The sequence below is a fragment of the Cupriavidus sp. NPDC089707 genome (genome assembly GCF_044748965.1).
Classification (GTDB): Bacteria; Pseudomonadota; Gammaproteobacteria; order Burkholderiales; family Burkholderiaceae; genus Cupriavidus.
Genome location: NZ_JBIVHB010000027.1, coordinates 1 through 26,681, shown reverse-complemented (window position 1 = coordinate 26,681; position 26,681 = coordinate 1). Strand labels below are relative to the sequence as shown.

The window sequence follows — 26,681 nt, the reverse complement described above, 5'->3', positions numbered from 1 at the left end:
TCACTCGTTCCTGAGATCAATGCCGAAGCCGCCAGCCAGCTCGCAATCGATGATCCCGGCAGCGTAGGCAAAAAGCCAGTCCTCTGCCTCCTGCGGCGTTGCGGGCGGGTGGGGCCAGTCCGGCGTAAAACGGATGCCCATGTCCTCATTGCGCGCGGAGATCTGGACGCGTCCGTTTGGTTTGCCCTGCTCAATCGCCTCCGGCACGAACAGCGCAACGTGGAATCCCTTGTAAGACCGTTTTCTTTCCAGCATTTCAGTCTCCGGCAATAAACACAGGTCCGTGGCACCCCTATCGCTGGGTCAGCCCCCAGCACACTGCGAATCGCCAGAGCGAAGCCTACGTCAAAGCGGGTCCGGCCGCGTTCGGTAAGGACTTCACCTTAGATGAAGGACGGAGTGCCGAGGGCTGCAGGACATGAGTGCATTGTAGGTGATTCAATAGCCTCCCAATGGCAAACATCGTCGTTGCCTCCGATTTGGCGCGGCCTCAAGGTAACGCCTTGCTCAGAAGCGGATGTTTCGATCCCTTTCTCAGACGCATCACCTGCGCCACGGCAGGCGCAACGGCCCAGGACGCCGCTCGCCCCGACGCGGCGTTACAAAGCTGCCGGGACGATCGCACGGCCCAGGCCTATCCTTGTTACATCGCTACTGCCGCCACGAAAGGAGCGAGCGATGACGACAATCTGGACGCTAGCCGCAGATAGCACCCATGCACGGATCTTCCAGGCGCATGGGATGGAAAGGGACATGGAAGAAATTCAGGACTTTGTCAATCCGCTTGGCCGGGCCAAGGACGGCGAGCTGCGCGACGATGCGCAAGGGCGCTTTGCCGGCAAGGGCGAGCCCATGCATTCGATGGCGACGCGGGTCGATCAGGCCGATAAGGAGCGTGACGAGTTCGCCCGCATGCTGACACGGTATCTCGAGCAGGCGCGCACCGAACAGCGCTATGACAAACTGCGGCTCGCCGCCTCGCCAAAGTTCCTGGGCATGCTGCGCGAGCATCTGGGCAAAGAAGTGCAGAAGGTGGTCTTCGAGGAGATCAACGAGGATATGTCCAGGCTGGGCGCGCGCGAAGTGCAGAATCGCCTGGCCAGCCGCTGAGCCGGGCCAGCGCCTCCGCCAACCCTCTGCCACGCCGCGCCATGCCGACCCGCCGGCATGGCGCCTCGCCTGCTTTCAACATGTTTCGGCTTTCACCGGGCGCTGAGCGGGCATGCGCGCCCGTGCGAACCCCTCTCTTGAACGCGCCTGGCTACCATGGAATCGGCTGGCGATTGCGGAAAAAGCCACCGGTCGGACCATCGTCGGGCAGCGTTGCCAGCCAGATCACGGTGTCGATGCCCTGTTCGGGCGAGAGCGGCGCATCGGGGCCGCCCAGGTCGGTGCGACACCAGCCGGGACACACCGAGTTGACCTTGACGCCGCTATCGGCCATCTCGGCGGCCAGGATGCGCGTGACAGCATTTAGCGCCGTTTTCGAGATTCGGTAGGCCGGCACGCCGCTGCCCATTTCCGCCAGCTGTCCCATGCCCGAAGCCAGGTTGACCACCCGGCCGGCGGCGCGGCTGGCGCGCAGCAGCGGCGCCAACGCCTGGGTGGTCCGCAGCACGCCGAAAAGATTGGTTTCCAGGGTGTGGCGCAGGGTCTCGAGCGGCAGTTCGAGCAGGCTGGTGTCATAGTGGTCGAGCGAAACACCAGCGTTGTTGATCAGCACGTCCACGCGACCGAAGCGTTCGGTCAGCCAGCTGGCCAGCGCAGCTGCCGAGCTGTCCTCCGTGACGTCAAGGGGGTGGCAAGCGATCGCATGACCCGCAAGCCGGAGCTCTGTCACCAGCACGTCGAGGTCCGTCGGCTTGCGCGCCGTGGCGACGACCAGATGGCCTTCCACGGTGGCCAGCCGGCGCGCGGCTGCGCGGCCCAAGCCGCGGCTCGCGCCAGTGATGACGGTAATAGGTTGGTTGACCATGCCTGAGTCTCCTCGCCGCTGGAATGAGGCAGGCCTGCTCTCGCGGCGTTAAAGACTTGCCCACATCGCGCGCCCGCGCACGTTGCCAGGGGGACGCGATGAACTCGTTCCGGAGTCCCCTGAAAAGTCTCGGCGTTCGCATGTCCCTCAAACGTGCAGCTAATCATCTATACACCTCTGACGGCGGCCTGGTGATAGCGGATTCCTCCGTATCTTGGCCTGACGCGAAACAGGGATGCTGGAACAAATGAGGACCAGATTGGTTCTAATTTGCAAATACTGGTGGCGACGATGCTCAGACTAAGCAAGCTGACCGACTACGGCACGGTGATCATGACGCACCTGGCGCGAAATTCGGACCGAATTTACAGTGCCGCGGAGGTCGCCGCCGCGATCGGAGTGGCGGTACCGACGGCAAGCAAGATCCTGAAGACGCTGGCAAGGCGCCACTTGCTGCAGTCGTTGCGCGGCGCCAATGGCGGCTATCTGCTGGCACGACCGCCGGAACAAATCTCGATCGCACAGGTGATTGACGCCATGGAAGGCCCGGCCGGCATGACCGAGTGCAGCGTCGCTGCCGGCCTTTGTGCACAGGAACGTGTGTGCGCTATTCGCGCCAACTGGCAATCGATCAATAGAGTGATTTTTAGGGCGCTAAACGATGTGACACTGGCAGATATGGCACAACCGGTGTTGCACCCGGTGGATATTGGCGCCTTGCACGCCCGACATGCACACGGACCGCAAGCTGACCCGCGAGCTGACATTTCGTGATCTAGATGACAGTGGCAAGCGAAGGCAGAACATGGCAACCCCGGCACGCAAACTCGACGAACTGATCAGCCAGGGCTATAAGCATGGCTTCTACACGCCCGTGGAGACGGACACGGTGCCGTGCGGGCTGAACGAGGACGTGATCCGCATGATTTCGGCCATCAAGGACGAGCCGGAATTCATGCGCGAGTGGCGCCTCAAGGCCTACCGCCACTGGATGACGATGTCCGAGCCGCACTGGGCGACGGTCAAGCACCCGCCTATCGACTACCAGGCGATCGCCTACTATGCAGCGCCACGCTCCCAGAAGGCCGGGCCGAAGACGCTGGACGAGGTCGATCCCGAGTTGCTGCGCACCTATGAAAAGCTGGGCGTGCCGCTGCACGAGCGCGAGTTGCTGGCAGGCGTTGCCGTGGACGCGGTATTCGACAGCGTCTCGGTGGCCACCACCTTCAAGCAGAAGCTGGGCGAACTCGGCATCCTCTTCTGTTCGTTCTCCGAGGCGGTGCGGGAGCATCCCGAGCTGGTGCGGCAGTACCTCGGCACGGTCGTGCCCTATACCGACAACTACTTCGCCACGCTCAACTCGGCCGTATTCAGTGACGGCTCGTTCTGCTATATCCCGCCCGGGGTACGCTGCCCGATGGAGCTGTCCACCTACTTCCGCATCAATGCCCGCAACACCGGCCAGTTCGAGCGCACCCTGATCATCGCCGACGAAGGCGCTTACGTCAGCTATCTGGAAGGCTGCACCGCGCCGATGCGCGACGAGAACCAGCTGCATGCCGCGGTGGTGGAGCTGATCGCACTGGAAGGCGCACAGATCAAATACTCGACCGTGCAGAACTGGTATCCGGGCGACAAGGACGGGAAGGGCGGCATCTATAACTTTGTCACCAAGCGCGGCGACTGCCGCGGCGCGCGCTCGAAGATTTCGTGGACCCAGGTGGAGACCGGCTCGGCCATCACCTGGAAGTATCCAAGCGTGATCCTGCAGGGCGACGACTCGGTCGGCGAGTTCTATTCGGTTGCGCTGACCAACCACTACCAGCAGGCCGACACCGGTACCAAGATGACTCACCTCGGCAGGAACACCAGGAGCACCATCCTCTCCAAGGGCATTTCGGCCGGCCACGGCCAGAATGCCTACCGCGGGCTGGTGAAAGTGGCCAAGAGCGCGATCGGCGCGCGCAACTACTCGCAGTGCGATTCGCTGCTGCTGGGCGACAAATGCGCCGCCCACACCTTCCCGTATATCGAGGTCAAGAACGCCACCGCCCAGGTCGAGCACGAGGCCTCCACCTCGCGCATCGGCGAGGACCAGTTGTTCTATTGCCAGAGCCGCGGCATCAGCGCAGAGGATGCGGTATCGATGATCGTGAACGGCTTTTGCAAGGAAGTGTTCAAGGAGCTGCCAATGGAATTCGCGGTGGAAGCCCAGAAGCTGCTGGGCGTAAGCCTGGAAGGCAGTATCGGATAAGGGTAGCGCCCACGCATCGGCGCTGCGTTGGAGAAAGAAGCCAGCCATGCTTGAGATTCGCAAGCTTCACGTCAGCGTAGACGACAAGCCCATCCTGCACGGCATCGACCTCAGTGTAAAGGCCGGCGAGGTGCACGCCATCATGGGTCCCAACGGTTCGGGAAAGAGCACCTTGGCCCACGTACTGGCCGGGCGCGATCGTTTTACCGTGACGGCGGGCGAAGTCCTCTACGACGGCGCCAACCTGCTTGGCTTGCCGCCGGAAGAGCGCGCCCGCGCGGGCATCTTCCTCGCCTTTCAGTATCCAGTGGAAATCCCCGGCGTCTCGAATATCTACCTGCTCAAAGCAGGGCTCAACGCGATCCGCAAGCACCGCGGCGAGCCAGAGCTGGACGCGATGGATTTCCTCGCCCTGGTCAAGGACAAGCTCCGGCTCATGGAAATGGACCAGGACCTGCTTTACCGCTCGGTGAACGAGGGCTTCTCGGGCGGCGAGAAGAAACGCAACGAGATCCTGCAGATGGCGGTGCTGGAACCCCGGCTCGCCATTCTCGACGAGACCGACTCGGGCCTCGACATCGATGCGCTCAAGATTGTTGCCAGGGGCATAGAAGCCATGCGCAGTCCGCAACGGGCCATTGTGCTTGTCACGCACTACCAGCGCCTGCTCGATTACATCGTGCCGGATCAGGTGCACGTGCTTGCGCAAGGCCGCATCGCCAGGTCCGGCGGGCCCGAGCTGGCGCGCGAACTGGAGCGGCACGGCTATGCCGGGATGGAGGCGCAGGCCGCTACCGGGACGGAGTCTTCAGCATGAGCGCAAGTGGACTGGAACACTATCTCGCCGAGTTCAACCGCGTCGAGGCCGCACTGCCGGGCCGCCGCCTGGGCTGGCTTGCGCACGCCCGCCGCCAGGCGGTGGATCATTTCGCCCAGGCCGGGTTCCCCACGCTGCGCCAGGAGGACTGGAAATACACCAGCGTGGCCGCACTCGAGAAAAGCCGCTTTGCCGTGGCACTGCCGCAGGCCGGCGACGGCCTGGACGCCGCGCTGGCAGCGCAGATAGAGGCGCTCGCCCTGGCCGGCGCGCACCTGCTGGTGTTCGTCAATGGCGCGCACCAGCCCCAGTGGTCGCGCATCGGTGCCCTGCCTGCGGGGATGGTGCTCGCCAGCCTCGCCGCCACGCTGGAGCGCGCACCGGACTGCCTGGAAGCGCTGCTGCTCCTCCGTGCAAGCGACTACCCGTCCGGTTTCGCCGCCTTGAACATGGCGTTCATGACCGACGGTGCCTATATCCGCGTGGCGGCGGGCACCGTCCCGGAACAACCGATCCACTTGCTGTTCCTCGCCACCGCCGGCGAGCTGGCAACCCATGCGCGCAACCTCGTGGTGGCGCAAGCCGGCAGCCGAGTCTGCATCGTGGAGCACCACGCGGGCCTGGATGGCCTGGGCTATTGCACCAATACCATCACTGACATCGTTGCCGAGCGTGATGCGCAGGTCGAACATCACAAGCTGCAGCAGGAGAGCCTCAAGGCCTTCCATATCGCCGGCGTGAACCTGGACCAGGCGCAGGGTAGCCGCTTCGTCTCCAGTTCCATTGCCCTGGGCAGCGCCCTGGCGCGGGTCGACATCGAAGTCGGGCTCAACGCCGAACATACCGAGTGTTCGCTGGACGGGCTGTATATGACTGCCGGGCGACAGCATATCGACCACCACACCCGCATCGACCACGCGAGCCCGCACAGCAAGAGTCGCGAGTTGTATAAAGGCGTGCTGGCGGGCGCCTCGCGCGCCGTCTTCAACGGCAAGGTGGTGGTGCATGCCGATGCCCAGCACAGCGATGCCCACCAGTCCAACCGCAACCTGCTGCTGTCCGACCACGCCGAGGTCGATACCAAGCCGCAACTGGAGATCTATGCCGACGACGTCAAATGCAGCCACGGCGCCACCGTAGGCCAGCTCGATGCCGAGCAGATCTACTACCTGCGCTCGCGCGGGATGGACGAGGGCGCGGCGCATGCCCTGCTGACCTTTGCCTTCGCCGAGGAGGTCGTCAAGCGGCTCGGCCCCGCCTCATTGCGCACGCGGCTGGACACGCTCCTGCGCGGCCGGCTGCCCGAGCCTGTGAAGGAGCTGCCATGAACACGGCAGTGCATGAACTGATGGCCGTGGAGCGCGCGGTGCCGGCCGCCAGCCTGGAGGTGGAGCGGCTGCGGCAGGATTTCCCTATCCTGCGCCAGACCGTCAACGGCAAGCCGCTGGTCTATCTGGACAACGCCGCCACCACCCAGAAGCCGCAAGGCGTGATCGATTGCGAAGCACGTTACTACGGCGCGCTCAACGCCAATGTGCACCGCGGCGTGCACACCCTGAGCCAGCGCGCCACCGATGCCTACGAGGCGGCGCGCGACGCAGTGCGAGGCCTGATCAACGCGGCCGGGCGCGAGGAAATCGTGTTCGTGCGCGGCACCACCGAGGCGATCAACCTGGTGGCGGCCAGCTTCGGCCAGCGCCTGCGCCCGGGCGATGAGATCCTGATCAGCGCGATGGAGCACCACTCCAATATCGTGCCGTGGCAACTGGCGTGCCAGCGCACCGGCGCCTTGCTGCAGGTGGCGCCGATCAACGATGCCGGCGAGCTGATGCTGGAACAGTTCGCGCGATTGGTCGGCCCGCGCACCAGGCTGGTCGCGCTGGCGCACCTCTCCAACGCGCTCGGCACGGTCAACCCGGTGCGGCACATCGTCGAGCTGGCGCATGCCCAGGACATCCCGGTGCTGATCGACGGCGCCCAGGCGGTGCCGCACCTCAAGGTGGACGTACAGGCGCTTGATTGTGATTTCTACGCCTTCTCCGGGCACAAGCTCTACGGCCCCACCGGCGTCGGCGTGCTCTATGGCAAGGCTGCGCTGCTCGATGCCATGCCGCCTTACCAGGGCGGCGGGGACATGATTCGCGAGGTCACGTTCCGCAAGACCACGTACAACGCGCTTCCCTACAAGTTCGAGGCCGGCACCCCCAATATCGCCGGCGTCATTGCCCTTGGCGCCGCCATCGGCTACGTGAGCGCGCTCGGCCTGGAGGCCATCGCCGCCCACGAGCACGCGCTGCTCGCCTACGCCAGCGCGAAGGCAGCGCAGGTCGCCGGCCTGCGCATGATCGGCACGGCTGCCGACAAGGCGAGCATCCTCTCGTTCACCCTGGACGGCATCCATCCCCACGATGTCGGCACCATCCTCGATCAGCACGGCGTGGCGGTCCGCGCCGGCCATCATTGCGCCATGCCGGTGATGGAGCGTTTCGGCGTGCCTGCCACCGTGCGCGCTTCCTTCGCGCTGTACAACACTCGTGAAGAAGTCGATGCACTGTTTGCTGCCGTGCGCGCGGCACAGGAGGTATTCGCCTGATGTCTGACCTGCGCAACCTCTACCAGGAAGTGGTCGTCGACCACAGTCGCTCGCCGCGCAATTTCGGGCGGCTGGCGGCGGCTAACCGCAGCGCCGAGGGGTTCAACCCGCTGTGCGGCGATCGGCTGACGCTGTACCTGAGAATCAGCGATGGGGTGATCGAGGACGCCAGCTTCGATGGTTCGGGCTGCGCCATCTCCACCGCCTCCGCCTCGCTGATGACAGAAGCGCTCAAGGGCATGACCGAGGCACAAGCGCGGGCCTTGTTCTCTGCCTTCCACGCGCTGGTGACCGCAGAGCCGGGACGGGCCGGCGTGCAGTTGGGCAAGCTGGAGGTCCTGGCCGGGGTGCGCGAGTTCCCGGCGCGCGTGAAGTGCGCAACCCTTGCCTGGCATACCATGCAAGCCGCTTTGGAGAACAGCGCCAAGCCGGTCTCAACGGAGTAAAGCGATGAGCATTATCGATTGGCTGCGCAAGGCCGAGGAACACGAAGACAAGTTCGAGCCTGAGCCGGACAGCCTGGAGGGGCGGGTGATAGCGGCCTTACGCACCGTATACGACCCCGAAATCCCGGTCAATATCTACGACCTTGGCCTGATCTATCAGTTATCGGTAGACGAATCCAGCGGCAAGGTGGACATCCGCATGACGCTGACCGCACCGGGCTGCCCGGTGGCGCAGACCTTCCCCAGTGTGGTGGAGGACGCGGTCATGGAAGCCAGCGGGGTGCACGAAGTCGAGGTTGAACTGGTGTGGGACCCGCCCTGGTCGAGAGAACGAATGAGCGAGGCGGCGCGCCTGGAACTGGGGCTGCTCTGAGATGAGCGAGTGGATCGATGTCGCCCGGGCCGACGAATTCGCGCCCGGCACTTGCCGCAGCGTCGATGTCGATGGCGTACAGGTCGCGGTATTCAATGTGGGTGGCAACTATTACGCCATCGAGGACCTCTGCTCGCACGAGGCCGAGCCGCTTTGCGGCGGTGACGTGGAAGGCCAGGAAGTCGTCTGCCCCCGCCACGGCTCGCACTTTTCCCTGCTTACGGGCGAGGCGCTGTCCCCGCCCGCCTACGAGCCGGTGGCGACTTTTCCGGTTCGGGTGGAGGCCGACATGGTACAGGTCAGGGACGAGCGCTGGGAATAAGTGGCCGCGTTCCACGCGCCCCTTGGCTTGGCTGCTGTTGGCGCAGATCCCTTCGATATTCAGCTCGTACAAGGCCCGGGCAAACTGGGTATGGCCGTCGCCACCGGTTGCGTTCGGCTTGTTGACCCGGGAAACATTGGCCTTGTCGCTGTAAAACGCCACCGGCTTGCCATGGCGCTCCAGGTAGGCGTGCGTAGCGGCGAAATACGTGAACGTGGCTTCCGAGTGGGTAAGGTGAAGTTCCATGATGCGGTAAGCATCGACATAGACTAGGAGCGTATACAAAACGGTGCAGGTCGCCCGCAACGACGCTAAGCACGCTGGCGTATACGCCCGGGGACCCGACGCCTTTCGCAAGCTTCTTGTTGGTGATGTCGAAACGGCCTGCATGCATGTATCCGGCTTGCCTAGTGGGCCATTGCCGAAGCATGCCCGCAGCCTCGATAGATCCGCGCATCCCGTCCTTAAGAAGGATTACGACAATCTGGCTTGGCCGCGATCTGGCAAAAGCGATCGGGTCCTCCCCGGGAAGCGCGGCATGGCTTGACTGCGAATCGATACCAGCAAGAGTTTGACCGCCTGGTCGCTCAAGGATATCGCCCTGTCCATGTCAGTGGCTACGCTGTCGGTGACCAGGTTCGCTTGGCAGCCATCTGGGAAAAGGACGCGGGCGTCGCGTGGGTTGCACGACATGATTTGACGCCAGGTCAGTTTCAGCGCCAGTTAGAGCGGTTCACCACAGATGGCTATCGGCTCGTCGATGTCAGCGGGTACGTACGTGAGGGGCAGGATCGCTACGCCGCTATCTGGGAGAAGAGGCCTGGCTCCGACTGGGAAACGCATCACGGCATGTCGGCGGAACTCTACAAGCAGGAATATGACCGGCTGGCCCGGCAGCGGCCATTCGCCCGTCAGTCGCCATCGAAGCGGTTTCGGCCATTTGGGACATTCCGCCACTTAGTCGTTTGTAACAAGCACGCTAGCTGAATTTCGCGCGCGGGCAGGAGCCGCGGGCGGCCGAATCTTCATCGAATCAGGATCCGCGATGCTTGCTTCCCGCTATCCGGCACGCTAGGCTGAAATCGCGGCCGTGGGGTTGGTTGCACCCGTCCTTTGCCTCCAGGCAGGCGACGCATCTCACTACTTACGCGGACCGGTCAGCGTCGATCTCAGGCCGGCATTATCGGGTGACTGCCAGCACCGGTGGCTGGGTTGACCGGGCAAATGCTGACGCAGAGGAGTAAAGAATGCGCAACTTAAGAATAATTGAAGCCTCGACGGCATGCGCGCTGGGTGCGCTCATTATGGCCCCTGCTCTGGCAGTGGAGCCCGCTATGGAAGGCCACATTTCGATCGTCCCGTCCGAAGTCAAGTGGACCGAAGCCCCATCTATCGGACCTGGCGCCAAGCTGGCGGTATTGGAAGGTGATCTGAAGCAAGCCGCGCCGTTCACCATGCGGATCAAGCTTCCTCCCAACTTCAAGATCCCAGCCCACACTCATCCCGTGTTTGAGCGAGTCACCGTGTTGTCCGGGACGCTCCACTTGGGCATCGGCGAGACCTTCGATCGGGCCAAGGCCAGGGCTTATCCGGCTGGCGGCGTCACGATGATGCCCGCGGGAATGCCCATGTTCGCCTATACCACCAGCAAAGAAACCGTCATTCAGATTCATGGCACCGGTCCCTGGGGCATCAGCTACCTGAATCCCGCGGAGGATCCAAGAAGGAAATAGCTTGTCGGCCCAACGCCGAACGAGTCCGCCATGCTTCCAGGCGGCGCTGTCAACTTGGCGGTGCCGAGACGATGCAGGGGCCTGCGCGACCACTGGTCAGAGAGCCATTTGACGGAGCTTGGGCGACTTCAGTGAATTCGCGGCAGGCCGTGAATCAAGCGGCGAGATGTTTGCGATGGAGCGCAGCAGGTGCCGTCTCAGGGCGAAGTGCTGGCGAATTGGACCGAATCTCGAAAGGAATGCCTCATCATCACCTGCGGCCTGCTTACAGTAAGCATCGGCTTGTCTGTCTCACATCTAGAGCCTTCTAAGTCGAGAGCAGGGCAAGCGCCGCGCTTCGTGGGTTCGCATCGCCCGCGGTCATGGCGCAGCCTCGCTAACGACTGATCTTCAAGCCCCAGCGGTTGAGCTTGCCGACGTCCACGGCTTCCAGGTCGGCCACCCGCAGTTTCCAAGCGCCTTCCAGTGGTTGGCCACGCAGGGCTTGCAAGGTCGGTGTGTCGGCAACCCGGAAGCCGCGGACGAGATTGTCCTGGGAGCCGCCGCTGCGGTTGTGCAGCACCACCTGTGTGCCGGAGGGGGAGACCAGCGTGACTTTGAGATCGCCGATGTAGGTGTGGGTGATATCCACCGACACTTGCAAATCCTGAATCTGGCCGCTTTCGGTCGTGCTGAGCGTGCGTTCGATGCCGGCTGGATTGTTGTCGGGAATCGCTGCGCCCGGTGCCTCCTGGGCTTCGACCACAGTGCCGGCTCGAGTGGTGATTTCGAGTTCCCAGCGGTGCAGGGTGCCACGATCGGAGGTGGCCAAATCCTGCACCCACAATACCCAGTCGCCGTCAATGGGCTCTCCGGAGAGAGCCGAGAGGGCCGGGGTCGAGGCAGCGTCGTAATTACGCCGGATGTTGTCGGCAGAGCCGCCATTGCGGTCATGTAGCACCACCTGCCGACCCGAGGGAGAAATCAAAATGAGGCGCAGGTCGCCGATGAAGGTGTGGCCAATGTCCACACTGACTTTGATGGATGCAAGGCTGCCGGTATCGCCAATTTGGATGGTATCGCGCGTGCCGTCGATGTCGTTGTCTGGGATGGAGATGGCCGGCGCGGAGGACTCGCGCACAGTTTTCCCCGTTGCACCCTCCAGCCGACGCAACGCCTCGGTCACTGCCTGGAACGCATTCACCCGGCCGAAGCCGAACCACTGGGAATGCCCATCGCCGTTGTAGGCGCCGAAGCGGTTGCCAAGTTGCGGATCCGGGTTGTGGTCAGGGATCTTGTCGGCTGTGGCCTGCAATATGTCCCGCACTTCCTGCGCAGTCAGGAGGGGATTGGCAGAGAGGATCAAGGCAGCCACGCCGGCCACCGTTGGGCAGGCGCTCGAGGTACCACCGAAATCGTGCGTGTAATCGGTGCTGGAGTACCCGCTCGGTCCGACTCGGTCGCTCGTGACGATTCCTCTTCCGGTGACCGGAACGGTGACCTGAGGATAGGTCCGCGGGGCTCTGTTGTTGCTCGGCGCGCTTACGGCGATTTCCCGACCCCAGTTGCTGTAAGCCGATTTGGTTGCCAGGCTACTGGATGCGGCCACGGCAACGACATCCTCGTGGGCGGCGAAGCCGGCCAGCCATTGCGTTGGACCGCTCGGTTGGTTGTTCGGCCAGCCGGTCTCGGTCACCGTGCCCCTGACCGGACGGTTCTCGTTCCCTGCGGCGAAGACCACCACACAGCCTTTTCCGCCGCGCCCGACGGTGGCGGCCCGGTGTAGAGCGTTGTGCATGCGCATGCTCAGGTTGAAATATCGGGCGGCCACCCCCCAACTACACGACATGACGCTGGCACCATGGTCGATGACCCAATCGCACAGGTCTTCGATGGAGGTGTCGTCGATGAACCCGCTGGTGCGGATCGGCATGAGCGCGCACCCCGGTGCAACGCCTACCACACCCGTACCGGTTTCTTCGGCCACCGCGACACCGCAGCAGGCCGTGCCATGGTTGTCATCCTCCAGCTCCGGCAGGGGTTCGAAGTCCTGCCCGGCGAAATCCCGCGGCGCGACGATCTTGCCCGGCCCTTGGAAATCCGCGTGATTGAGGTCACAGGAGTCATCGGCCACGGCCACGATGACGGGGCGCTCGCCGCGGGTCAGATCCCACGCATGCACCGCGTCGATATGCGCGGCGGTCGACAGCAATGGGCCTCCGGTGTTGAAGAGATGCCATTGGTCGGGAAATAGCGTATCAGCTGGCGCATAGTGGCTTCGGGACGCAATCGCGACATTCGGCTCGCTGACCAGCACCTTGTCGTTCTCCGCTAGCCGGTTGGCGATCTTGATCGGGTTTTCGGTGGCCTGAGGTCCGACCCGGAAGACATAGGCGCGGGGCACGCCGCGGAGTTCCTTCACCAGCGTCAGCCCAAGGCCGGTGGTGATTGTCTGGATTTCGTCGTCGGAAACTTCAGACTTGAACTGCACCGTGATCTGGTCGGTGAGATACAGCTTGGCCTGAGGGTCATCGGTGGGAGCGTAGACATGGGAGGCGAACTCCACATCGCTGCCGCGGCGCACCCGCTCCATGACCGCATCGCGCTCCTCTGCGTCCACGGAAAACTCATCGAGATTCTGCCGACGCAGACGGCGACGATGAGTGGTATGGTAATCCCTCGCGACCTTCTCCTGGGCAATGCCACGCTTCATCCGCACAGTGAAACGGTCGGGCAACTGAGCGACTGCAATTCTCTCGCCTGCCCGCCAGAGATAACGACCCAGTTCTTCGCGGGGATTTTCTTCAGCCATGATGCTTCCTCCATCCTATCAATGCCGTAGTGTCACTCCTGCGCGCTTGGCGGAGCCCCAGTTCGGTCCTCATGGCGAGTCAATTCCCCAGAACTTCGTGATATAGAAGCTGGAGCATATCCCGGCGTCTCGTATGAAGGACGCAACCTTGCCGCACTGGTTTTCCGCATTGCCTGGAGCGATCGGCGTGCCGTGCCCCATGCCGTTGACCAGCACCGATTCAACGAGGACCTTGCCAGTGCTGTTCTTGTATAGCTTGTGCTCATGGCCATGGATCGTATCTTGGCCATCCGGTGTCTGATCGATGCCCAATACGTTGGTCCACTGATCCACTAGCTCTCTCTGGTCTACCGGGTTGACGGTGGTGTCGCTCGTGCCCTGCCAGATCGAAATGCTTGGAAGCCGTCCGTTGTGGTTCGATGCACTGCGCACCAGATTGCCCCAGGCGGCGGGCGTCAAGTCCTTCATTGGCGCAACTTGGCCCGTTAGACTGACCCCGCATTGATCCAGCGCCTCAGACACATTATTCGCGCATTTGTATGGAATACCGGCGATGATCGCGCCTCCGGCGAACACTTCCGGATAGGTCGCCAACATGACTGCGGTCATGCCGCCGCCTGCAGAGAGACCAGTGACATAGACCTTCTCCGGGTCGATGACGGCACTGGCCACGATTTTGCCAATCATGTTCCGTATCGATAGCGCTTCGCCTTTGCCGCGCTCGTTATCGCCGGCCTCGAACCAGTTGAAGCATTGTCTCGAATTGTTGGCTTGCTGTTGTTGTGGCAGCAGCAGCGCGAAACGGTGCTTGTCAGCGAACTTGATCCAGCCCGTCTCGTCATCGTAATCTGACGCCTGTTGCGAGCACCCGTGGAGAGCGACTACCAGCGGGCGAGACGCACCGAGATTTGGTGGCAAATACGTGCACATCTTCAGATTGCCGGGATTGGAACCAAACTCGGTCACTTCGGCCAATGGCTGACTGCAAGCTTTCGGACAAAGGAACGGGAACCAGCTGCAGAAAAACTGAGCGTGAGCCCTCATCGGCAGCGCCAACAACAGCACAAACAGGAGCATGCCGAGCCGGCTGCTGCCGGTTTTTTCTCGGGGAGACACTTGAGACACAGCCAGAGTTGCATCCATCGTGAACTCCGCTCGAAGGCTTGACTGCCCTGGTTCTGGCCACGCAGTGACAAGACTCGCCTTGCAGCCAATGGACAACTGGCGCAGGCGTTGGGCACGTTCCTGCCTAGCCTCCGTACAACCAGAACTCCAATGTAGACGTGCAAATCGGGGGCGCAAGTAGATGAACGTAATTTGAGAGTTGCAATATTATTAATTTGTAAGATTCATGATGATGCGCTTCCCGACGGCCGCGTGGCGTTGGTCGAGCCGGACTGGGCTAGCAGCATGCGGTTATACACATCTCTGCCAGCCCAAAGCGACCGAGGCGCCCGGGAAACGTGTTTACTTTCAATGACTTGAAGCGGCACTTGTAAACTTCCGGAGTCTCGCGTCTACTCTCGCATTTTGGGTGACGCGTTGACGACTGAATCGACACACTGGGCAGCGACTGAATTCGCCCAACTGGATCTCGGTGATGCGCGCCTCGATAAGCGAGCGAGGACACTGATGGAGCGATTTGCGGCCGATCCGATGGCGAGCGTGCCGAAGGCATGCCGAGGCTGGGGCGAAACCATGGGAGCCTACCGCTTCTTTGGCAACGACAGCGTTGACTGGCGCGATATCCTGGCGCCGCATTGGCAGCAGACCCAGCGCAGAATGCAGGCTGAGTCGGTCGTGCTGTGTCTTCAGGACACGACGGAACTGGATTTCAACGGGCAAGGCGCTATCGGTTTGGGGCCGCTGAGCTATGAAGCGCAGCGTGGCATGTATTTGCACCCGACCTACGCCGTCACGCCGCAACGCGAGCCGCTTGGCGTGCTGGACGCATGGATGTGGGCGCGCGAGAAGCGGGACAAATTCGGCAAGCGCGGCGGGCCCAAGGAAAGCCTGCGTTGGATCGAAGGTTACGAGCGCATCGCCGAAATGGTCGCGGAGTTGCCCGGCACGCGCCTGGTCTATGTCGCCGACCGCGAAGCCGACCTGATGGCGTTGCTGCTGCGTGCGCAAGAACTCGACACGCCTGCAGACTGGCTGATACGTGCTGCGCACAATCGCTGCCTGCCGGACGGCGAGAAGCTGTGGCAGCGTACTGGTAGTGGCAAGCCCGTTGGCGAGATTGCTTTCACGATGGGATCGAGGCACGGCGTCAAGGCGCGCACCGTGCGTCAGCAACTCTGGATGCAGCGGGTCGAGTTGCCGGCAGGCAAAGGCAAGACAGTTGCGGCGACAAGCATCATCGCGCGTGAGTTTGATGTGCCGGCCGGCGTCAAGCCAATTGAGTGGCGCCTGCTGACCAATCGTGTCGCGGACAGTCTGGACGAGGCCATCGAACTCATCGACTGGTACCGGGCGCGTTGGGAAATCGAGCTGCTGTTCAACATCTTGAAGAATGCCTGCCGCGTCGAAGCGCTCCAGTTGTCGGCAATTGAACGCCTTGAGCGCGCCTTGGCGATGTTCATGATCGTCGCCTGGCGTATAGCGCATCTGATGCGACTCGGACGCACTTGCCCCCATCTGGACGCTGACTTGTTCTTCGATCCGGATGAAATACGCGGCGCCTACCTGTTGACCAGTGTCAAGCAGCCGGCCAAGCCAACGCTGAACGAGGTGCTTCGCCTGATTGCACGCCTTGGCGGCTTCCTCGGCCGCAAGAGCGATGGCGAACGCGGCGTGAAGACGATTTGGCTTGGCCTCAAGGAAGTTCATGTCGCTGCGAAGACATTGCGAGGATTACGAGTCGCCGACGACGGGGACAATTGTGTATAACCGCATGCCTTGGGCCAGGTCGGCTCCTTCAGGAAGACCTCACAGAACATGCGGCAGCTTGCCGGATTGAAACGTGCCAGCAACGGCGGCAGGGCCGCGGCCATGACATAGCCGCCGGGCCGAGGTCGTCCCCGCCAGTCCGTCGCGGGCTTGATCAGGGCATCAATCTGGCTCCAGCTACCAAGGGACTTTTTCGTGGCAGCCATAAAGACCCAGAATCTCACCTTGTCGATACACTGCAGTGCATCGGTCAGTGGACCGACCAGCATTGTCCAGGAGGTGGGCGGTAGGGGCCCGTTGGCGGGCGGCAGCCACACCAGCGGTGTCTCCACCTTGTCGATGAACAAATAGTCAAGCGCCACCGCCAGGCGCGGCTTGCCGTGGCCGGCCTCGGCCCTGACTTGCTGGATGGGCGTCGAATCGGCTTCATTCAGCAGCGTGCCAGACGGCGCCGTCAGGAGCCACTGCCCCAGTTCGCCATTGAGGTTCTGCGTGCCTAGCGGGCCGCCCGACGAACTCACGATCAGCTTGGTGGGGCCGCCGTGCTTGTTGGTGTCCTGTGTGGCCGACAGTCCTGGGTCAAATGCACTGCGCACCTGAACCAGTTTTCCGCCATCGCGCAGTCCCACCGTGTACACACCGGCACGATGCGAGTGTCCGCTCAGGTGGTAGTCCACCTTGTCGTTATTAGTCTGATCGTGGCCGGCCACGCATTCCCGGAAGTACCAGTCCACATTGCGCCCGCAAGTGGCCAGGTTATTCAGGTTCCAGCCCCCGGCGTTGCCCTCGTAACGCATCATCTTCAGGGTATTGGGGCTCTGCTGGGGTTCGATCTGGCGGTCTGGCGCCGAGAGCGCGACCTTGCCGTCGTAGTTCACAATGGTGAAGTGCGAGAAGACGGTCAGGCTGCCACCAGACCTGCGCTTGCGACTCTTTCCGGCCTGCAGCAGGATCTTCTGCTCGTCGGAGATGGATTGCGTTGCCCTGGAAAGGATGCCAAGCCCCTGCTTATCGGCGCGGCTGGGCATGTGCTCTGCCACCCAGCGGGGCTTGTCGCCGGTCTCGCCGGACACGATGTTGCGGTTGAAGTCGATCAGATCGCCGGTGATTACCAACGCATCGGCGCAGCCCTTCTTGCCGAACTTTCCGATCAGGTCGCGCAGCGCCAGGAAGCTATTGCAGACAGCGGATGCGCGTGGAGTCGGTGGTGCGCCCGGCTCGGGCGCACCACTGGCCGTCTCGATCAGGCACGCCAGGGATTTCTGCAGGGCAAGGTGGCGGACATTGACGTGTACATCCGACAGGTGCCCAAGCTTCAGGGTGTTGCTCTGCTTCTGGATGACCGGGTGCCAGGCCATCAGGCGATGCGTGGTATCGGCTTTCAGCGGAGGCAGACCGAACGCCGTGGCCTTGGATACATCGTATTCATAAAAGCGTGGATAGTGGTTCTGGCCACTCTCCGCTTCGGATTTTGCCTGGGCCTCGAGGAAATCGAGGATGACCTGGTCCTGGTACTCCCAGGCTTCCACACCTTTGACTTCCGGACGCTGGGCATACCTGGCCGGCACGGGGACCATCCAGGCAAAGGTATGCATGGCCTTGGGATCCGGCTTGTCCGGCAATGTCGCAAGATCAATCTGGATCTCGTAGACATGTGCCATGTCCTTGTACAACCTGACCGTCTCGGGGCGGATGATGACCACCGGATCGCCGCTGTGATTGACCATCAGCCCGCCAAGAAATCTGCCGACCTGCCATACCTTGACCACTGCCATGGCCCTTGATGCAGCCTTGCCATCCTGAAACAGCATCGTGTCCTTGGGCTCGGCAGCGGTCTCTTTGCCTTGGATCGGGTACACGCGCAGGTGGCGGTCCACGAATACCGGGCCGTACTTCGCCTCAATGATCTTGCGGCCATAGTACTCGACAGGCATCGCAGGACCACCCACCCCGAAATATTGCGCCGCCATCGCTTCGGCTGCAATGAAGATGCTGCACTGCGTCTGGCCAGGCGGCAGGACCAGGGGTGTGCCTAGATTTGGGCTGAGAATCACGGCACGGATAGGCGCTTTTTCCTCGCAGTCCACGCAGCCTGGGAGTTTGGGCTCGTGGGTGACATTCGTGCGGGCAATCCGTACTTTTTCGATGGGAGTGAGTTCCGGGGGACTCATGATTGGCAGAGTTTGTTTCGCTGGGGTATTTGCGACGCGCGCGCGACTCGTCGCGACAGCCAACGACAGATTCGGGTAGGCTAGGAGGCTACCCCCATAGCAAACGGATTCCCATCGGACAACTCCTAAAAGCGACAAAGCTTTTCATTTGATAAGAATTGTCGATACGAGACGGCGCCGATCCCACGTAATCCTTGGAGTCGTGGGCATTTCCGATCTGGGAAATACCCTCGGATTGGGCGCGTAGTGTCGAAGTTAACATCACCCATTTGGGCCATATATGGAATATTTAGTCTAAATACCTCTAGTAGACATTAGATTCATCTAAATCAATCATAAAAAAATATAAACACTCCCACGTTCCTGCTAATGCATATTTGCGTCTTGCAGAAGAAGCGCACTTCTGTCCCCAGATAAGCAACATAACAACGCCCCGGGAGAATATTTGTGGCCAGACGCCTGATCTATGTATCACTGATTGCCGCTTCCGCCGCCTCTGGCGAGGTGCATGCCGCCTGTACGTCCGCCAGCGGCGGCGATCCGTACAACCCCGTCTCCGGCGAAACCGTAACCTGCACCGGCACCGCGCCCAATCCCGATCCGCAACGGATCGATGCCGCTGCAGGCAGCACCAACGTCAATGTCACGGTCACCCAGGATGCCGCACTCAACGTGGCAGGGGCCAACGCGATCCGCCTGCGCAATACCAGCACGCTGTCCAATGCCGGGCAGGTCACCGCGGCGGCAGGCTTTGCCGGCGTGTCGCTGGCCGGCAACGGCAATACGCTGACTAATACCGGCACAATCACCGGCGGCACCGGCGTCACCGGTACGGGCAGCGGCAATGCGGTGGTCAACCGCGGCCAGATCACGGGCACGGCCGGGCCTGGCGTTTCGCTGACCGGCGGCGACAGCAGCCTGGTCAACAGCGGCAATATCTCCGGCAGTGCTGGCACAGCGGTGCAGTTCGGCAGCGGCGCCGACACCTTCACCATGGAGGGCGGCACGATCCAGGGCGCCGTCAGCCAAGGCGATGGCAACAACCGCGCCGTCATTACCGACGGCACGATCACCGGCGCTGTGGCGCAGGGCGCCAATCCCGACGACTTCCGCATGACCGGCGGCCAGATCGGATCGCTGGCGCAGGGCGACACACGCGACACCTTCTTCATGTCCGGCGGCACCATCGTGGGTGCGTTCGAGGACGGCGACGTCGCAACCATGACCGGCGGCACGATCGGACGCGTCGATATGAAGCTGGACAACAATATCTTTGACATGTCCGGCGGCACCATCCGCGGCAACCTGGTGGCGGGCTTCGGCAATGACACCATCCGGCTGTCGGGCGGCGTGATCGGCGGCAATATCAGCGTCAGCGGCGGCACCGACAGCCTCACGATCACCGGCGGGCGGCTGGAAGGCTCGGCGCTGCTGAGCTTCGGCAATGACACGCTCGCCTGGGACGGCGGCGGTACCGTGCTGGGCCGCATCGATATGGGCCCGGACAGTGACACCGCCACGCTGCGCAACCTGGGCGCGGAACAGCTTGCGCCGACCGCCGCCTTCGACGGCGGCCTGGGGACGGATACGCTGACGCTCGACAATGCCCAGGCCGGCGGCGTGGCCCGCTTTTCCAACTGGGAATCGGTGGCGCTGCAGCGCGGCTCCAGCTTGTCGATGGACGGCGACCTGGTGCTTGGCGACAGCGGTACGCGCACGGGGGCGCTCTCGCTGGACGCCACCAGTTCGCTGAAGGCGCTGGCGGGCACCGCCGCCACCATCCGCGCGGTGGATGCGGGCCAACTGGCCAGCGTCACCAACGCCGGCACCATCGACCTGACCGGCGGCAATGCGGCCAACCGGCTCACCATTGCCGGCAACTACACCGGCAACGGCGGCACGCTGAAGGTGGACGCAGTGCTGGCGGGAGATGGTGCCGCCGCCGACCGTCTGATCGTTTCGCAGGGCCGCATTGGCGGGCAGTCGCTGCTGTCGGTCAACAATCTGGGTGGGGCAGGCGCCGCTACCCAGGCCGATGGCATCATGGTGGTACAGGCCGTCAACGGCGCCAGCAGCGATGCCGGCGCCTTCAGCATGCCGCAAACGGTCAAGGCGGGGCCGTACCAGTACTTCCTGTACAAGGGCGGCGTTAGCGCAGGTTCGCAGGACGACTGGTACCTGCGCTCGACCATCCCGGTCGTGACGGCAACGGCCGAGGTGCCCGCGCCGCAAGTGCCGCAGCAGGCCGCCGGCTCGCCGGTGTTGCTGCCGCCCGCGATCGTTTTGGCGCCACAACAAGCTGCGCCGGAGGAAATCGTCATCTATCGCCCGGAGGTGGCAGTGCAGGGCGCTGTCGTGGCAACATCGCGGCAACTGGCAATCACCACGCTCGACACTTTCCACCAGCGGCAGGGGGAACAGTCCTTGCTGACAGGCAAGGGCGCCTGGACCGGCACCTGGGGCCGAATTTTTGGCGAGAGTGTCGACAACCGCTACAGCGGCGGCGCCGCGCCGCAGTTCGACGGCCATATCGCCGGCTTCCAGCTGGGGCAGGATGTCTACACGTGGTTGCGCGACAGCCGGCACCAGGACCGCATCGGGGTGCTGGCCGGCTATGCGCGTGCCAAGGGCGACGTGCGCGGCTTCACCCTGGCGCAGTCCGGCCGGCTCAGCGGCTCGCTGGATATCGACGGCTACAGCCTCGGCGCCTACTGGACCCACGTCGGTCCCACCAACTGGTACACCGACGCCGTCGCGACGGTCACCTGGCTGTCGGCGGACATGCGGTCGAGCGACGGTCCGGACCGCAACACCAAGGGCACGGCCACCACGCTGTCGCTGGAAGGCGGCTACCCGATCCCCCTGGGCAACCGGCTGACGCTGGAGCCACAGGCGCAGTTCATCGCGCAGTTCATGTCGATGGACAGCTTCAACGACGGCGTCGCGCAAGTCTCCTTCAAGGAATCTGATGCGTACCTGGGGCGCCTCGGGCTGCGGCTGAAGGGCACCTTCGAGTCCGGCAGCATGCTGGTGGAACCCTACCTGCGCGCCAACCTGTGGCGGGAGTTCTCCGGCACCGACGAAACGGTCTACAACGGCACCACCTCCGTCCCGACACGCTTTGGCTCTACCTCGCTGCAGTTCGGACTGGGCGTGGCAGCACGGGTGCAGGAGCGTGTCAGCGTGTATGCCGAGGTGGATTACCTGACCGACGTGTCGGGCGACTACCGCCGCGCCTGGACCGGCAACCTTGGCATGCGGATTCGCTGGTAATTGCGCAAGCCTTGAAGGCAGCCACTGGAGCCACCGGCAGTCCGGCTGCCTTCGTCCCACCGTAAAGGCCCAGGTATCTGAAACGTTTCTCCGCGCAAAGGATTGCCGCGAGAGAACGACAGGGCGCTTACCTGCCGGCCGGCGGTGCGCCATGTGCGCTGACGCAGGCCTGCAAAATCCGACACTTGTATGACGCGCCAACTAGCGACTAGTTTGAAAGCCTTGGGCCGATTCACGATGGGGCATCATGATGAAAGGGATCCTGGGGGGGCTGGTCTCGCTGGTTGCCGGGGTGGTTGTTGCGTGCCTTTTCGCCGTCGGCGGTGCATGGGCCTCCGACATCGCATGCAAATCGCCTGCGGGCGAATCCACGGTTCGCTGCAACAATCCGGATGGTTCCGGCGTGCGCTGCTCGCTGGCGACTGACGAGCCCAGGCCTCGCCAGCGCCATGCGCTGATATGCGGTTCGTCCAGGTTGTCCGAGCGTTACGAGCGCGTCTACGCCGAGCAGCAACGGATGTTGCGCAAGGGCAGGATCGACGATGGCGACATCACGGCGTGGCGTGCGCGGCGCGATGCGTGTGACTCCGCACGCTGCCTGGAAAGCCTGTTCGCCAGGTTCTGGAGGGAACGGGACTCGATGAAAAGCACTTCTGGGCGAACTGCCTCAGCGCAGCCCGCGGCCAGAGTCCCGATAACTCCGGTAACCCCGGTAACTCCGGTAACTCCGGTAACTCCGGCAATCCCGACCATCCTGGAGCCGCAAGCCGCGCCAGTGCCGCCGCCTGCACTGACCACCGCCCCGGACGAGACGCCTGCGCAGCCTGCTCCGGACACATCACCGGCGACAGCATTGTCAGCGCCGCAAGCGGTTCAAGAACCCGAGGTGCTGACACAGCCGGTTGCCGCCGCTGCGCCAACACCGCCAGACCCTGGAATGGAATCACTTCCGTTTATCGAAAACTTCAATACCACCCCCGCCCGGACCTACCCAGCGGCGCTGACCGCGGAGAGCGTGTTTTCCGGGCTGGCAGTGCTCGGCATGGGTGCGGGTTTTCTGTGGGCGCGGCGAACGGCTGGTGCAGGGCAGGGAAGGGCTCGCGGTGGCCGCGCAGCCATCGCAATCCTCTTCTTTGGCTTGCTATTGGTGAATGTGCTGTTGCTGCCATTTACACTCGCCTTGTAGCTGCGATGGTGGGATCGCGCCTGTGTCGCCGCGCCGCTTCGGCGCTCAGCCCACCACGTCAAACGTCCGGATACAGCGCTGGAATGACGGCCTTCAGCCTGCCAATTCCCGGTGCAACGCCAGGTATTCCTGCGACAGCTTGTGCCGCGGGTCAAGGTGGATCATCGGCATGGCGTGCTGGTGCGATTCCCTGATCTTTACCGAAGACGACAGCCGCGACTCAAGTACCGGCAGCCCCTCGGTGACCAGTTCTTCGACCAGCTTTGTCGGCAAGCTGGCACGCGGCTGGAACTGGTTGATGACGATGCCCTCGACCTCGAGCGCGTCGTTGTGGTCTTGCTGGATTTCCTTCACGTTATCGAGCAGCGTGTAAAGGGCTCGCCGCGAAAAGTCGTCGCAGTCGAACGGGATCAGGCAGCGCTCTACAGCAATCAGCGCCGAACGGGTATAGAAATTCAGGGCTGGAGGAGTATCGATGTAAATGGCGTCGTAGGTTGCCTCTAGCTCGATCAGGGCATCGCGCAGCTTGTAGATCTTGTAGCGGGATTCAAGCTTGCCATGCAGGGCGTCAAGATCGGCGTGCGCTGGCATCACGTCAAGGTTCTCAAAGGGCGTCGGATGGATAAAGGACGCCAGGTCCACCGGCTTGAAGCTGTAGGTCAGCGACGCTTCAAAGAAGTTTGCCGCGCTCGGGTTTGCGTCGCCGGCGCGCGCGCCCATCAGATACTGGGTCGAATTGCCTTGGGCATCGAGATCAACAACCAAAGTGCGCAAGCCTTCGCTGGCGCTGATCGCTGCGAGATTGCATACGATTGTTGACTTGCCAACTCCGCCTTTCTGATTAAATACGACGCGCCGCATTTCTTCCCCTGCGAAGACCGTTTTGAAGGCGAAAGCATACCTCAGCGAGGGAGGGCGCGGTCATGGCAGAGGTGGCGATTGTCACAGCGCGATCTGCATCAGTGTTCCGACTTCGACCTGATCGCGGCGCATTGCCGGGGAGGCTAGGACCGCCGGAGCGAGTTCCGCGTAGCTCACGGGCGTAAAGCCCATTCGCGCGAAGTAGCCGGATGCATTCCTGGTTTGCAGCACGATCGACTCGACGCCCTCGCGACGGACATCTGCGACGATGGCGGAAATGAGAAGTTCGCCCAGGCCGGATGACCGGGCGCGCGGTGCAACAGCGAGGCCTCTGAGAACGCCCGTGTTGTCATAGCGCTCAAGGCCAGCACAACCAAGCAGGCCGGCGTTATCCCGGATTACCATGAATTGGCCGATTCGGTCCTGAACTCCCGCCACGGATAATGATGATGCGTGCAGGAGCGCTTTAATGTCTGGCCAGTCCGCCTCGGTAGCATAGTGAGGACGCATAGCGAAAACCCTCGCGTAGTTCTTCCTCTTATCCTACTTTCGAGGGGGCATGCTGCCTGTAGGGATTGATCCTTAGGTGGATTTGCCTATCCGGTCGCGACGCCAGACCGCAGGTCGCAGTGTCTCGTGAAAATCGCTAGCGCCAAACGAGAGTAGTTTCCCCGAGCAGATGGCCGGGCAAGATGTAATCGCCATGTTCGATGGCAAGAGACTCGAGTTCGCACAGCATCGCCTCGGGCAGCGCAATCATGTCGAACCTGCAATAGAGGTAACGTTGCCGGAAGGTCAGCTTCTTTTCACGCAGTCCACGTGCCAAGGCGTCGGCAGACTCAACACAAATATGCTCGACTGTCCGATACTGAACATCGACACCACGCTTCTGACCAAGTCGCCCGAGCTCGATCGCATCCTCCCACGCTGTCTCATAGTCCAGCTCGACAGTACCTTTCGCGCAGGCGTTGATGTACGCCACTGCGCTGGCCCGGCTGCGTGCAATGAAGGCGTTCATTGGCAAGTCTCCGCGATGGAGTCATCGCGGGTGACTATACCTACGAGGCCGGGCATGATGCAAGCAGCCGCGAGGCGCATGACTTGGCTTTCCTTGCAGGACACCCCGCCTGGAAGCTGCATGGGCCAGGCATCGGGTGTCTGTTTCATCTAAAGAGGAGGGCGCTAGCGATTATCAATACCGTCAACAGTGCTCCCAGCCACACTGCGTCCAACGCGCTTGCGCGCCGCGCCGCGCGGCAGGCCACAGATTCGGACTTGTGAAATTCGGCCAAGCCGCCAGAGTAGAGCTTCTCCCAACGCATTTCCATCGTCAGCCTCCCTTCGTCCATGGCTCATTCTTCAGCGCAAACCAAGCTTTGGCAACGAGGAGAAGGGATAAATACGGTTAGTCCTTTTGGCCGATAGCGGGAGAAGCGATTGCGAGTACCCTGTTCACCGAGATTCTCCGGGATCTTCAATCCACCCAAAGAAGCCTCAGGTCATGAACTGCCTTGTCTCCGCTCCGAGGCGCCCTGGCGCGCTTGCGGAATGCTTCGATTGCCTCGCGTATCCGTAGTGCTTCGCGTCGCGAAACCGCCCCGGACCATATCGTCTCGCCGCCGCGGAACACCTGTACCGAATACTTTGGGAGATCCCATGCGTGCACGATCGGCGCATCGCCTTGTGCGAGTTCGGCGGGCACAAGCTTCTTTTTCAGTGGCGACTCGATCTTGTAGAGAATGGTTTCCGCCGGGACCACACCACTGATATCCCGGCCGTCACAGTGGCCGACCAGAGACACTTCTCGACCATTGACTGGCGCTATCACTAGTCCGTTGAGCAGGAGATAGGATTTGCAGTACAGCAGAAAGCGGTTTCGCAATTGCCACACGAAACAAGCCACTGCCGCCGCCACCAGGATGACGAGAAAGAAGGTTGCTTCCATGTCTCCTCCCTTACCGCGCGCTATGTTTGCCGCTGTCCAATAGTCTAGGTGAACAAAGCAGGCTGGTAAGGTTTGTGGTTTCGCGCCCACAAGTTCACGTCTGGAAAACTGCCTGACCGATGGCGTGACCAGTCAGTCATCGAAACTCCGCGAATCCGGGCGCAACAGTTGTGCATGCGCGTAGCTGAATGCCCGAGACTGTGCAGCGCGGCTTGTACTTTGGCGTGGATGAACTAAACCTCACGTATCTGAAAGTTTCTCCGCGCAATGGAGCCGAGCATGCATTTCGACAAGCTACTCGTAGCCTGCGCGCTGGTCGCGGCCAGCGGCGCAGCGCTAGCCCAGCCAGAATCCAGCGTGCATGTCGCGTCCGGCGTCGGGGCGGTCATGGCAACGGAAACCGTCAAGACGACCGCGACCGTGGTTGCCATCGACAGTGCCACGCGCACCGTCTCGTTAAGGAACAAGCAAGGCAAGGTTACCGACTTGCAGGTCGGCGATGACGTGCGGAACTTCGACCAGGTCCGCATTGGCGACGTCGTGACCGTCGAGTACAAGCAAGCGCTGTCGGTGACCATGAACCGGCAGACCGGCATGCGCTCGGCCATCGAGCGGGAGACGATCGAACGCGCGCCCCCGGGAGCCAAGCCCGGCGGCACGATAGGCCGGGAGGTGACTGTAACTGCGGATGTCGTGAACGTTAACCGCAAGACTGGCATGGTGACGCTCAAGGGGCCAAAGGGGAATACGGTCGACGTGCATGTCAGCGATCCCCAGCAACTCAAGGCCATCCGGCGCGGCGACCAGGTGCAGGCGGTCTACACCGAAGCATTTGCTGTGTCGATGACGCCGAAGGCGAGGCGTTGACGGGCGGGGCAAGGCCAGGGGAATCAAGCTAACGAAGAACGTGTTCGGTCAGCAGTTGCTCCGTAATATTATTTAACATAAGATAGATTATGCGAAGGAACGGTAGGTTTACGACTGTTGCGCTTTGAAGCCTTGAAATCCCGCTTCTGGCGCAACAGCCAGGATGGTCTATGGTATAGATT

24 protein-coding genes and 2 pseudogenes are annotated in these 26,681 nt (G+C 62.3%); 15 read left to right on the top strand and 11 right to left on the bottom strand.

The annotated features are described in order from the left end of the window. A complete protein-coding gene (locus tag ACIP1U_RS28280; RefSeq protein WP_400322219.1) occupies positions 1-255 on the bottom strand; it encodes a hypothetical protein in 255 nt (84 codons plus the stop codon). A 423-nt stretch (positions 256-678) separates the two neighbouring features. Between ACIP1U_RS28280 and ACIP1U_RS28275 the strand changes: the two genes are divergently transcribed. Further along, a complete protein-coding gene (locus ACIP1U_RS28275; protein WP_400322217.1) occupies positions 679-1,110 on the top strand; it encodes a host attachment protein in 432 nt (143 codons plus the stop codon). 151 nt (positions 1,111-1,261) lie between these two features. Here the strand turns inward: ACIP1U_RS28275 and ACIP1U_RS28270 are convergent, their stop codons facing one another. Beyond that, positions 1,262-1,975, bottom strand: a complete 714-nt coding sequence (locus tag ACIP1U_RS28270; RefSeq protein WP_400322216.1) for an SDR family oxidoreductase — start codon at positions 1,973-1,975, stop codon at positions 1,262-1,264. 291 nt (positions 1,976-2,266) lie between these two features. Here ACIP1U_RS28270 and ACIP1U_RS28265 point away from each other — a divergent pair, with 291 nt between their 5' ends. The 8 genes from ACIP1U_RS28265 to ACIP1U_RS28230 are packed head-to-tail and all read left to right on the top strand — an operon-like array spanning position 2,267 to position 8,780. Beyond that, a complete protein-coding gene (locus ACIP1U_RS28265) occupies positions 2,267-2,749 on the top strand; it encodes an SUF system Fe-S cluster assembly regulator (RefSeq protein ID WP_400322301.1) in 483 nt (160 codons plus the stop codon). Between the two features lie 31 nt (positions 2,750-2,780). Then, entirely contained in the window at positions 2,781-4,229 is a 1,449-nt protein-coding gene (gene sufB / locus ACIP1U_RS28260; RefSeq protein WP_400322214.1) for a Fe-S cluster assembly protein SufB, read from the top strand. 46 nt (positions 4,230-4,275) lie between these two features. Further along, positions 4,276-5,046 carry a Fe-S cluster assembly ATPase SufC gene (sufC, locus tag ACIP1U_RS28255; protein ID WP_342917502.1) on the top strand — a complete coding sequence of 257 codons (771 nt, stop codon included), beginning with the start codon at positions 4,276-4,278 and terminating at the stop codon, positions 5,044-5,046. After that, the gene (gene sufD, locus ACIP1U_RS28250) at positions 5,043-6,374 is read left to right on the top strand and encodes a Fe-S cluster assembly protein SufD (RefSeq protein WP_400322212.1); all 1,332 of its coding nucleotides are present in this window, start codon (positions 5,043-5,045) and stop codon (positions 6,372-6,374) included. Before sufC ends, sufD begins: the two co-directional genes overlap by 4 nt. Continuing rightward, positions 6,371-7,639: a SufS family cysteine desulfurase gene (locus ACIP1U_RS28245; RefSeq protein ID WP_400322210.1), complete on the top strand. Its 1,269-nt coding sequence runs from the start codon at positions 6,371-6,373 to the stop codon at positions 7,637-7,639. The genes sufD and ACIP1U_RS28245 overlap by 4 nt, the downstream gene beginning before the upstream one ends. Further along, positions 7,639-8,085, top strand: coding sequence for a Fe-S cluster assembly sulfur transfer protein SufU (gene sufU / locus ACIP1U_RS28240; RefSeq protein ID WP_400322208.1), 447 nt, complete (start codon positions 7,639-7,641; stop codon positions 8,083-8,085). Before ACIP1U_RS28245 ends, sufU begins: the two co-directional genes overlap by 1 nt. 4 nt (positions 8,086-8,089) lie before the next feature. After that, the gene (locus ACIP1U_RS28235) at positions 8,090-8,458 is read left to right on the top strand and encodes an SUF system Fe-S cluster assembly protein (RefSeq protein ID WP_400322207.1); all 369 of its coding nucleotides are present in this window, start codon (positions 8,090-8,092) and stop codon (positions 8,456-8,458) included. A 1-nt stretch (position 8,459) separates the two neighbouring features. After that, positions 8,460-8,780 (top strand): Rieske (2Fe-2S) protein, encoded by a 321-nt coding sequence (locus tag ACIP1U_RS28230; RefSeq protein ID WP_400322205.1) that lies wholly within the window; start codon positions 8,460-8,462, stop codon positions 8,778-8,780. Here ACIP1U_RS28230 and ACIP1U_RS28225 read toward each other — a convergent pair. Next, positions 8,778-9,059: pseudogene (locus ACIP1U_RS28225) on the bottom strand (ISNCY family transposase); the annotation flags it as partial. The gene ACIP1U_RS28230 and the pseudogene ACIP1U_RS28225 sit on opposite strands and share 3 nt — an antisense overlap. 210 nt (positions 9,060-9,269) lie before the next feature. On the opposite strand from ACIP1U_RS28225, the gene ACIP1U_RS28220 reads away from it, so the two are divergent. Both ACIP1U_RS28220 and ACIP1U_RS28215 read left to right on the top strand, forming a co-directional pair. Beyond that, positions 9,270-9,767, top strand: a complete 498-nt coding sequence (locus ACIP1U_RS28220; RefSeq protein WP_400322203.1) for a hypothetical protein — start codon at positions 9,270-9,272, stop codon at positions 9,765-9,767. Between the two features lie 347 nt (positions 9,768-10,114). Further along, entirely contained in the window at positions 10,115-10,513 is a 399-nt protein-coding gene (locus ACIP1U_RS28215) for a cupin domain-containing protein (RefSeq protein ID WP_400322201.1), read from the top strand. Between the two features lie 154 nt (positions 10,514-10,667). Here ACIP1U_RS28215 and ACIP1U_RS28210 read toward each other — a convergent pair. The 3 genes and pseudogenes from ACIP1U_RS28210 to ACIP1U_RS28200 form a co-directional block, all read right to left on the bottom strand. Further along, positions 10,668-10,759, bottom strand: a pseudogene (locus ACIP1U_RS28210) (IS6 family transposase); the annotation flags it as partial. A 130-nt stretch (positions 10,760-10,889) separates the two neighbouring features. Further along, positions 10,890-13,304 carry a proprotein convertase P-domain-containing protein gene (locus ACIP1U_RS28205; protein WP_400322199.1) on the bottom strand — a complete coding sequence of 805 codons (2,415 nt, stop codon included), beginning with the start codon at positions 13,302-13,304 and terminating at the stop codon, positions 10,890-10,892. 69 nt (positions 13,305-13,373) lie between these two features. After that, entirely contained in the window at positions 13,374-14,447 is a 1,074-nt protein-coding gene (locus tag ACIP1U_RS28200) for an alpha/beta hydrolase family esterase (RefSeq protein ID WP_400322198.1), read from the bottom strand. A gap of 399 nt (positions 14,448-14,846) precedes the next feature. Here ACIP1U_RS28200 and ACIP1U_RS28195 point away from each other — a divergent pair, with 399 nt between their 5' ends. After that, positions 14,847-16,196 (top strand): IS4 family transposase, encoded by a 1,350-nt coding sequence (locus tag ACIP1U_RS28195; RefSeq protein WP_400322196.1) that lies wholly within the window; start codon positions 14,847-14,849, stop codon positions 16,194-16,196. On the opposite strand, the gene ACIP1U_RS28190 is transcribed toward ACIP1U_RS28195, so the two are convergent. Continuing rightward, positions 16,133-18,367: a hypothetical protein gene (locus ACIP1U_RS28190; protein ID WP_400322194.1), complete on the bottom strand. Its 2,235-nt coding sequence runs from the start codon at positions 18,365-18,367 to the stop codon at positions 16,133-16,135. The genes ACIP1U_RS28195 and ACIP1U_RS28190 overlap by 64 nt on opposite strands. A 447-nt stretch (positions 18,368-18,814) precedes the next feature. Here ACIP1U_RS28190 and ACIP1U_RS28185 point away from each other — a divergent pair, with 447 nt between their 5' ends. Together ACIP1U_RS28185 and ACIP1U_RS28180 are read left to right on the top strand one after the other, a co-directional pair. Then, positions 18,815-21,640: an autotransporter outer membrane beta-barrel domain-containing protein gene (locus ACIP1U_RS28185; protein ID WP_400322192.1), complete on the top strand. Its 2,826-nt coding sequence runs from the start codon at positions 18,815-18,817 to the stop codon at positions 21,638-21,640. A gap of 247 nt (positions 21,641-21,887) precedes the next feature. Continuing rightward, positions 21,888-22,826, top strand: a complete 939-nt coding sequence (locus tag ACIP1U_RS28180) for a GntR family transcriptional regulator (RefSeq protein ID WP_400322190.1) — start codon at positions 21,888-21,890, stop codon at positions 22,824-22,826. A 93-nt stretch (positions 22,827-22,919) separates the two neighbouring features. Here the strand turns inward: ACIP1U_RS28180 and ACIP1U_RS28175 are convergent, their stop codons facing one another. From ACIP1U_RS28175 to ACIP1U_RS28160, 4 genes are all read right to left on the bottom strand, one after another. Beyond that, positions 22,920-23,687 (bottom strand): ParA family protein, encoded by a 768-nt coding sequence (locus ACIP1U_RS28175; RefSeq protein ID WP_400322188.1) that lies wholly within the window; start codon positions 23,685-23,687, stop codon positions 22,920-22,922. A gap of 81 nt (positions 23,688-23,768) precedes the next feature. Next, a complete protein-coding gene (locus ACIP1U_RS28170) occupies positions 23,769-24,197 on the bottom strand; it encodes a GNAT family N-acetyltransferase (RefSeq protein ID WP_400322186.1) in 429 nt (142 codons plus the stop codon). A 136-nt stretch (positions 24,198-24,333) separates the two neighbouring features. Continuing rightward, positions 24,334-24,705 (bottom strand): PHA-granule associated protein 4, encoded by a 372-nt coding sequence (locus tag ACIP1U_RS28165; RefSeq protein ID WP_400322185.1) that lies wholly within the window; start codon positions 24,703-24,705, stop codon positions 24,334-24,336. 456 nt (positions 24,706-25,161) lie between these two features. Beyond that, positions 25,162-25,632 carry a hypothetical protein gene (locus ACIP1U_RS28160; protein WP_400322183.1) on the bottom strand — a complete coding sequence of 157 codons (471 nt, stop codon included), beginning with the start codon at positions 25,630-25,632 and terminating at the stop codon, positions 25,162-25,164. A gap of 279 nt (positions 25,633-25,911) precedes the next feature. Here ACIP1U_RS28160 and ACIP1U_RS28155 point away from each other — a divergent pair, with 279 nt between their 5' ends. Beyond that, positions 25,912-26,499 carry a hypothetical protein gene (locus ACIP1U_RS28155; protein WP_400322181.1) on the top strand — a complete coding sequence of 196 codons (588 nt, stop codon included), beginning with the start codon at positions 25,912-25,914 and terminating at the stop codon, positions 26,497-26,499. Positions 26,500-26,681: the final 182 nt, after the last annotated feature.

What these genes read in the sequence shown, in the direction of transcription:
- ACIP1U_RS28280 (WP_400322219.1), bottom strand. Translation starts at nt 255, where the DNA reads ATGCTGGAAAGAAAACGGTCTTACAAGGGATTCCACGTTGCGCTGTTC.
- ACIP1U_RS28275 (WP_400322217.1), top strand. Translation starts at nt 679, where the DNA reads ATGACGACAATCTGGACGCTAGCCGCAGATAGCACCCATGCACGGATC.
- ACIP1U_RS28270 (WP_400322216.1), bottom strand. Translation starts at nt 1,975, where the DNA reads ATGGTCAACCAACCTATTACCGTCATCACTGGCGCGAGCCGCGGCTTG.
- ACIP1U_RS28265 (WP_400322301.1), top strand. Translation starts at nt 2,267, where the DNA reads ATGCTCAGACTAAGCAAGCTGACCGACTACGGCACGGTGATCATGACG.
- sufB (WP_400322214.1), top strand. Translation starts at nt 2,781, where the DNA reads ATGGCAACCCCGGCACGCAAACTCGACGAACTGATCAGCCAGGGCTAT.
- sufC (WP_342917502.1), top strand. Translation starts at nt 4,276, where the DNA reads ATGCTTGAGATTCGCAAGCTTCACGTCAGCGTAGACGACAAGCCCATC.
- sufD (WP_400322212.1), top strand. Translation starts at nt 5,043, where the DNA reads ATGAGCGCAAGTGGACTGGAACACTATCTCGCCGAGTTCAACCGCGTC.
- ACIP1U_RS28245 (WP_400322210.1), top strand. Translation starts at nt 6,371, where the DNA reads ATGAACACGGCAGTGCATGAACTGATGGCCGTGGAGCGCGCGGTGCCG.
- sufU (WP_400322208.1), top strand. Translation starts at nt 7,639, where the DNA reads ATGTCTGACCTGCGCAACCTCTACCAGGAAGTGGTCGTCGACCACAGT.
- ACIP1U_RS28235 (WP_400322207.1), top strand. Translation starts at nt 8,090, where the DNA reads ATGAGCATTATCGATTGGCTGCGCAAGGCCGAGGAACACGAAGACAAG.
- ACIP1U_RS28230 (WP_400322205.1), top strand. Translation starts at nt 8,460, where the DNA reads ATGAGCGAGTGGATCGATGTCGCCCGGGCCGACGAATTCGCGCCCGGC.
- ACIP1U_RS28215 (WP_400322201.1), top strand. Translation starts at nt 10,115, where the DNA reads ATGGAAGGCCACATTTCGATCGTCCCGTCCGAAGTCAAGTGGACCGAA.
- ACIP1U_RS28205 (WP_400322199.1), bottom strand. Translation starts at nt 13,304, where the DNA reads ATGGCTGAAGAAAATCCCCGCGAAGAACTGGGTCGTTATCTCTGGCGG.
- ACIP1U_RS28200 (WP_400322198.1), bottom strand. Translation starts at nt 14,447, where the DNA reads ATGGATGCAACTCTGGCTGTGTCTCAAGTGTCTCCCCGAGAAAAAACC.
- ACIP1U_RS28190 (WP_400322194.1), bottom strand. Translation starts at nt 18,367, where the DNA reads ATGAGTCCCCCGGAACTCACTCCCATCGAAAAAGTACGGATTGCCCGC.
- ACIP1U_RS28180 (WP_400322190.1), top strand. Translation starts at nt 21,888, where the DNA reads ATGATGAAAGGGATCCTGGGGGGGCTGGTCTCGCTGGTTGCCGGGGTG.
- ACIP1U_RS28175 (WP_400322188.1), bottom strand. Translation starts at nt 23,687, where the DNA reads ATGCGGCGCGTCGTATTTAATCAGAAAGGCGGAGTTGGCAAGTCAACA.
- ACIP1U_RS28170 (WP_400322186.1), bottom strand. Translation starts at nt 24,197, where the DNA reads ATGCGTCCTCACTATGCTACCGAGGCGGACTGGCCAGACATTAAAGCG.
- ACIP1U_RS28165 (WP_400322185.1), bottom strand. Translation starts at nt 24,705, where the DNA reads ATGAACGCCTTCATTGCACGCAGCCGGGCCAGCGCAGTGGCGTACATC.
- ACIP1U_RS28160 (WP_400322183.1), bottom strand. Translation starts at nt 25,632, where the DNA reads ATGGAAGCAACCTTCTTTCTCGTCATCCTGGTGGCGGCGGCAGTGGCT.
- ACIP1U_RS28155 (WP_400322181.1), top strand. Translation starts at nt 25,912, where the DNA reads ATGCATTTCGACAAGCTACTCGTAGCCTGCGCGCTGGTCGCGGCCAGC.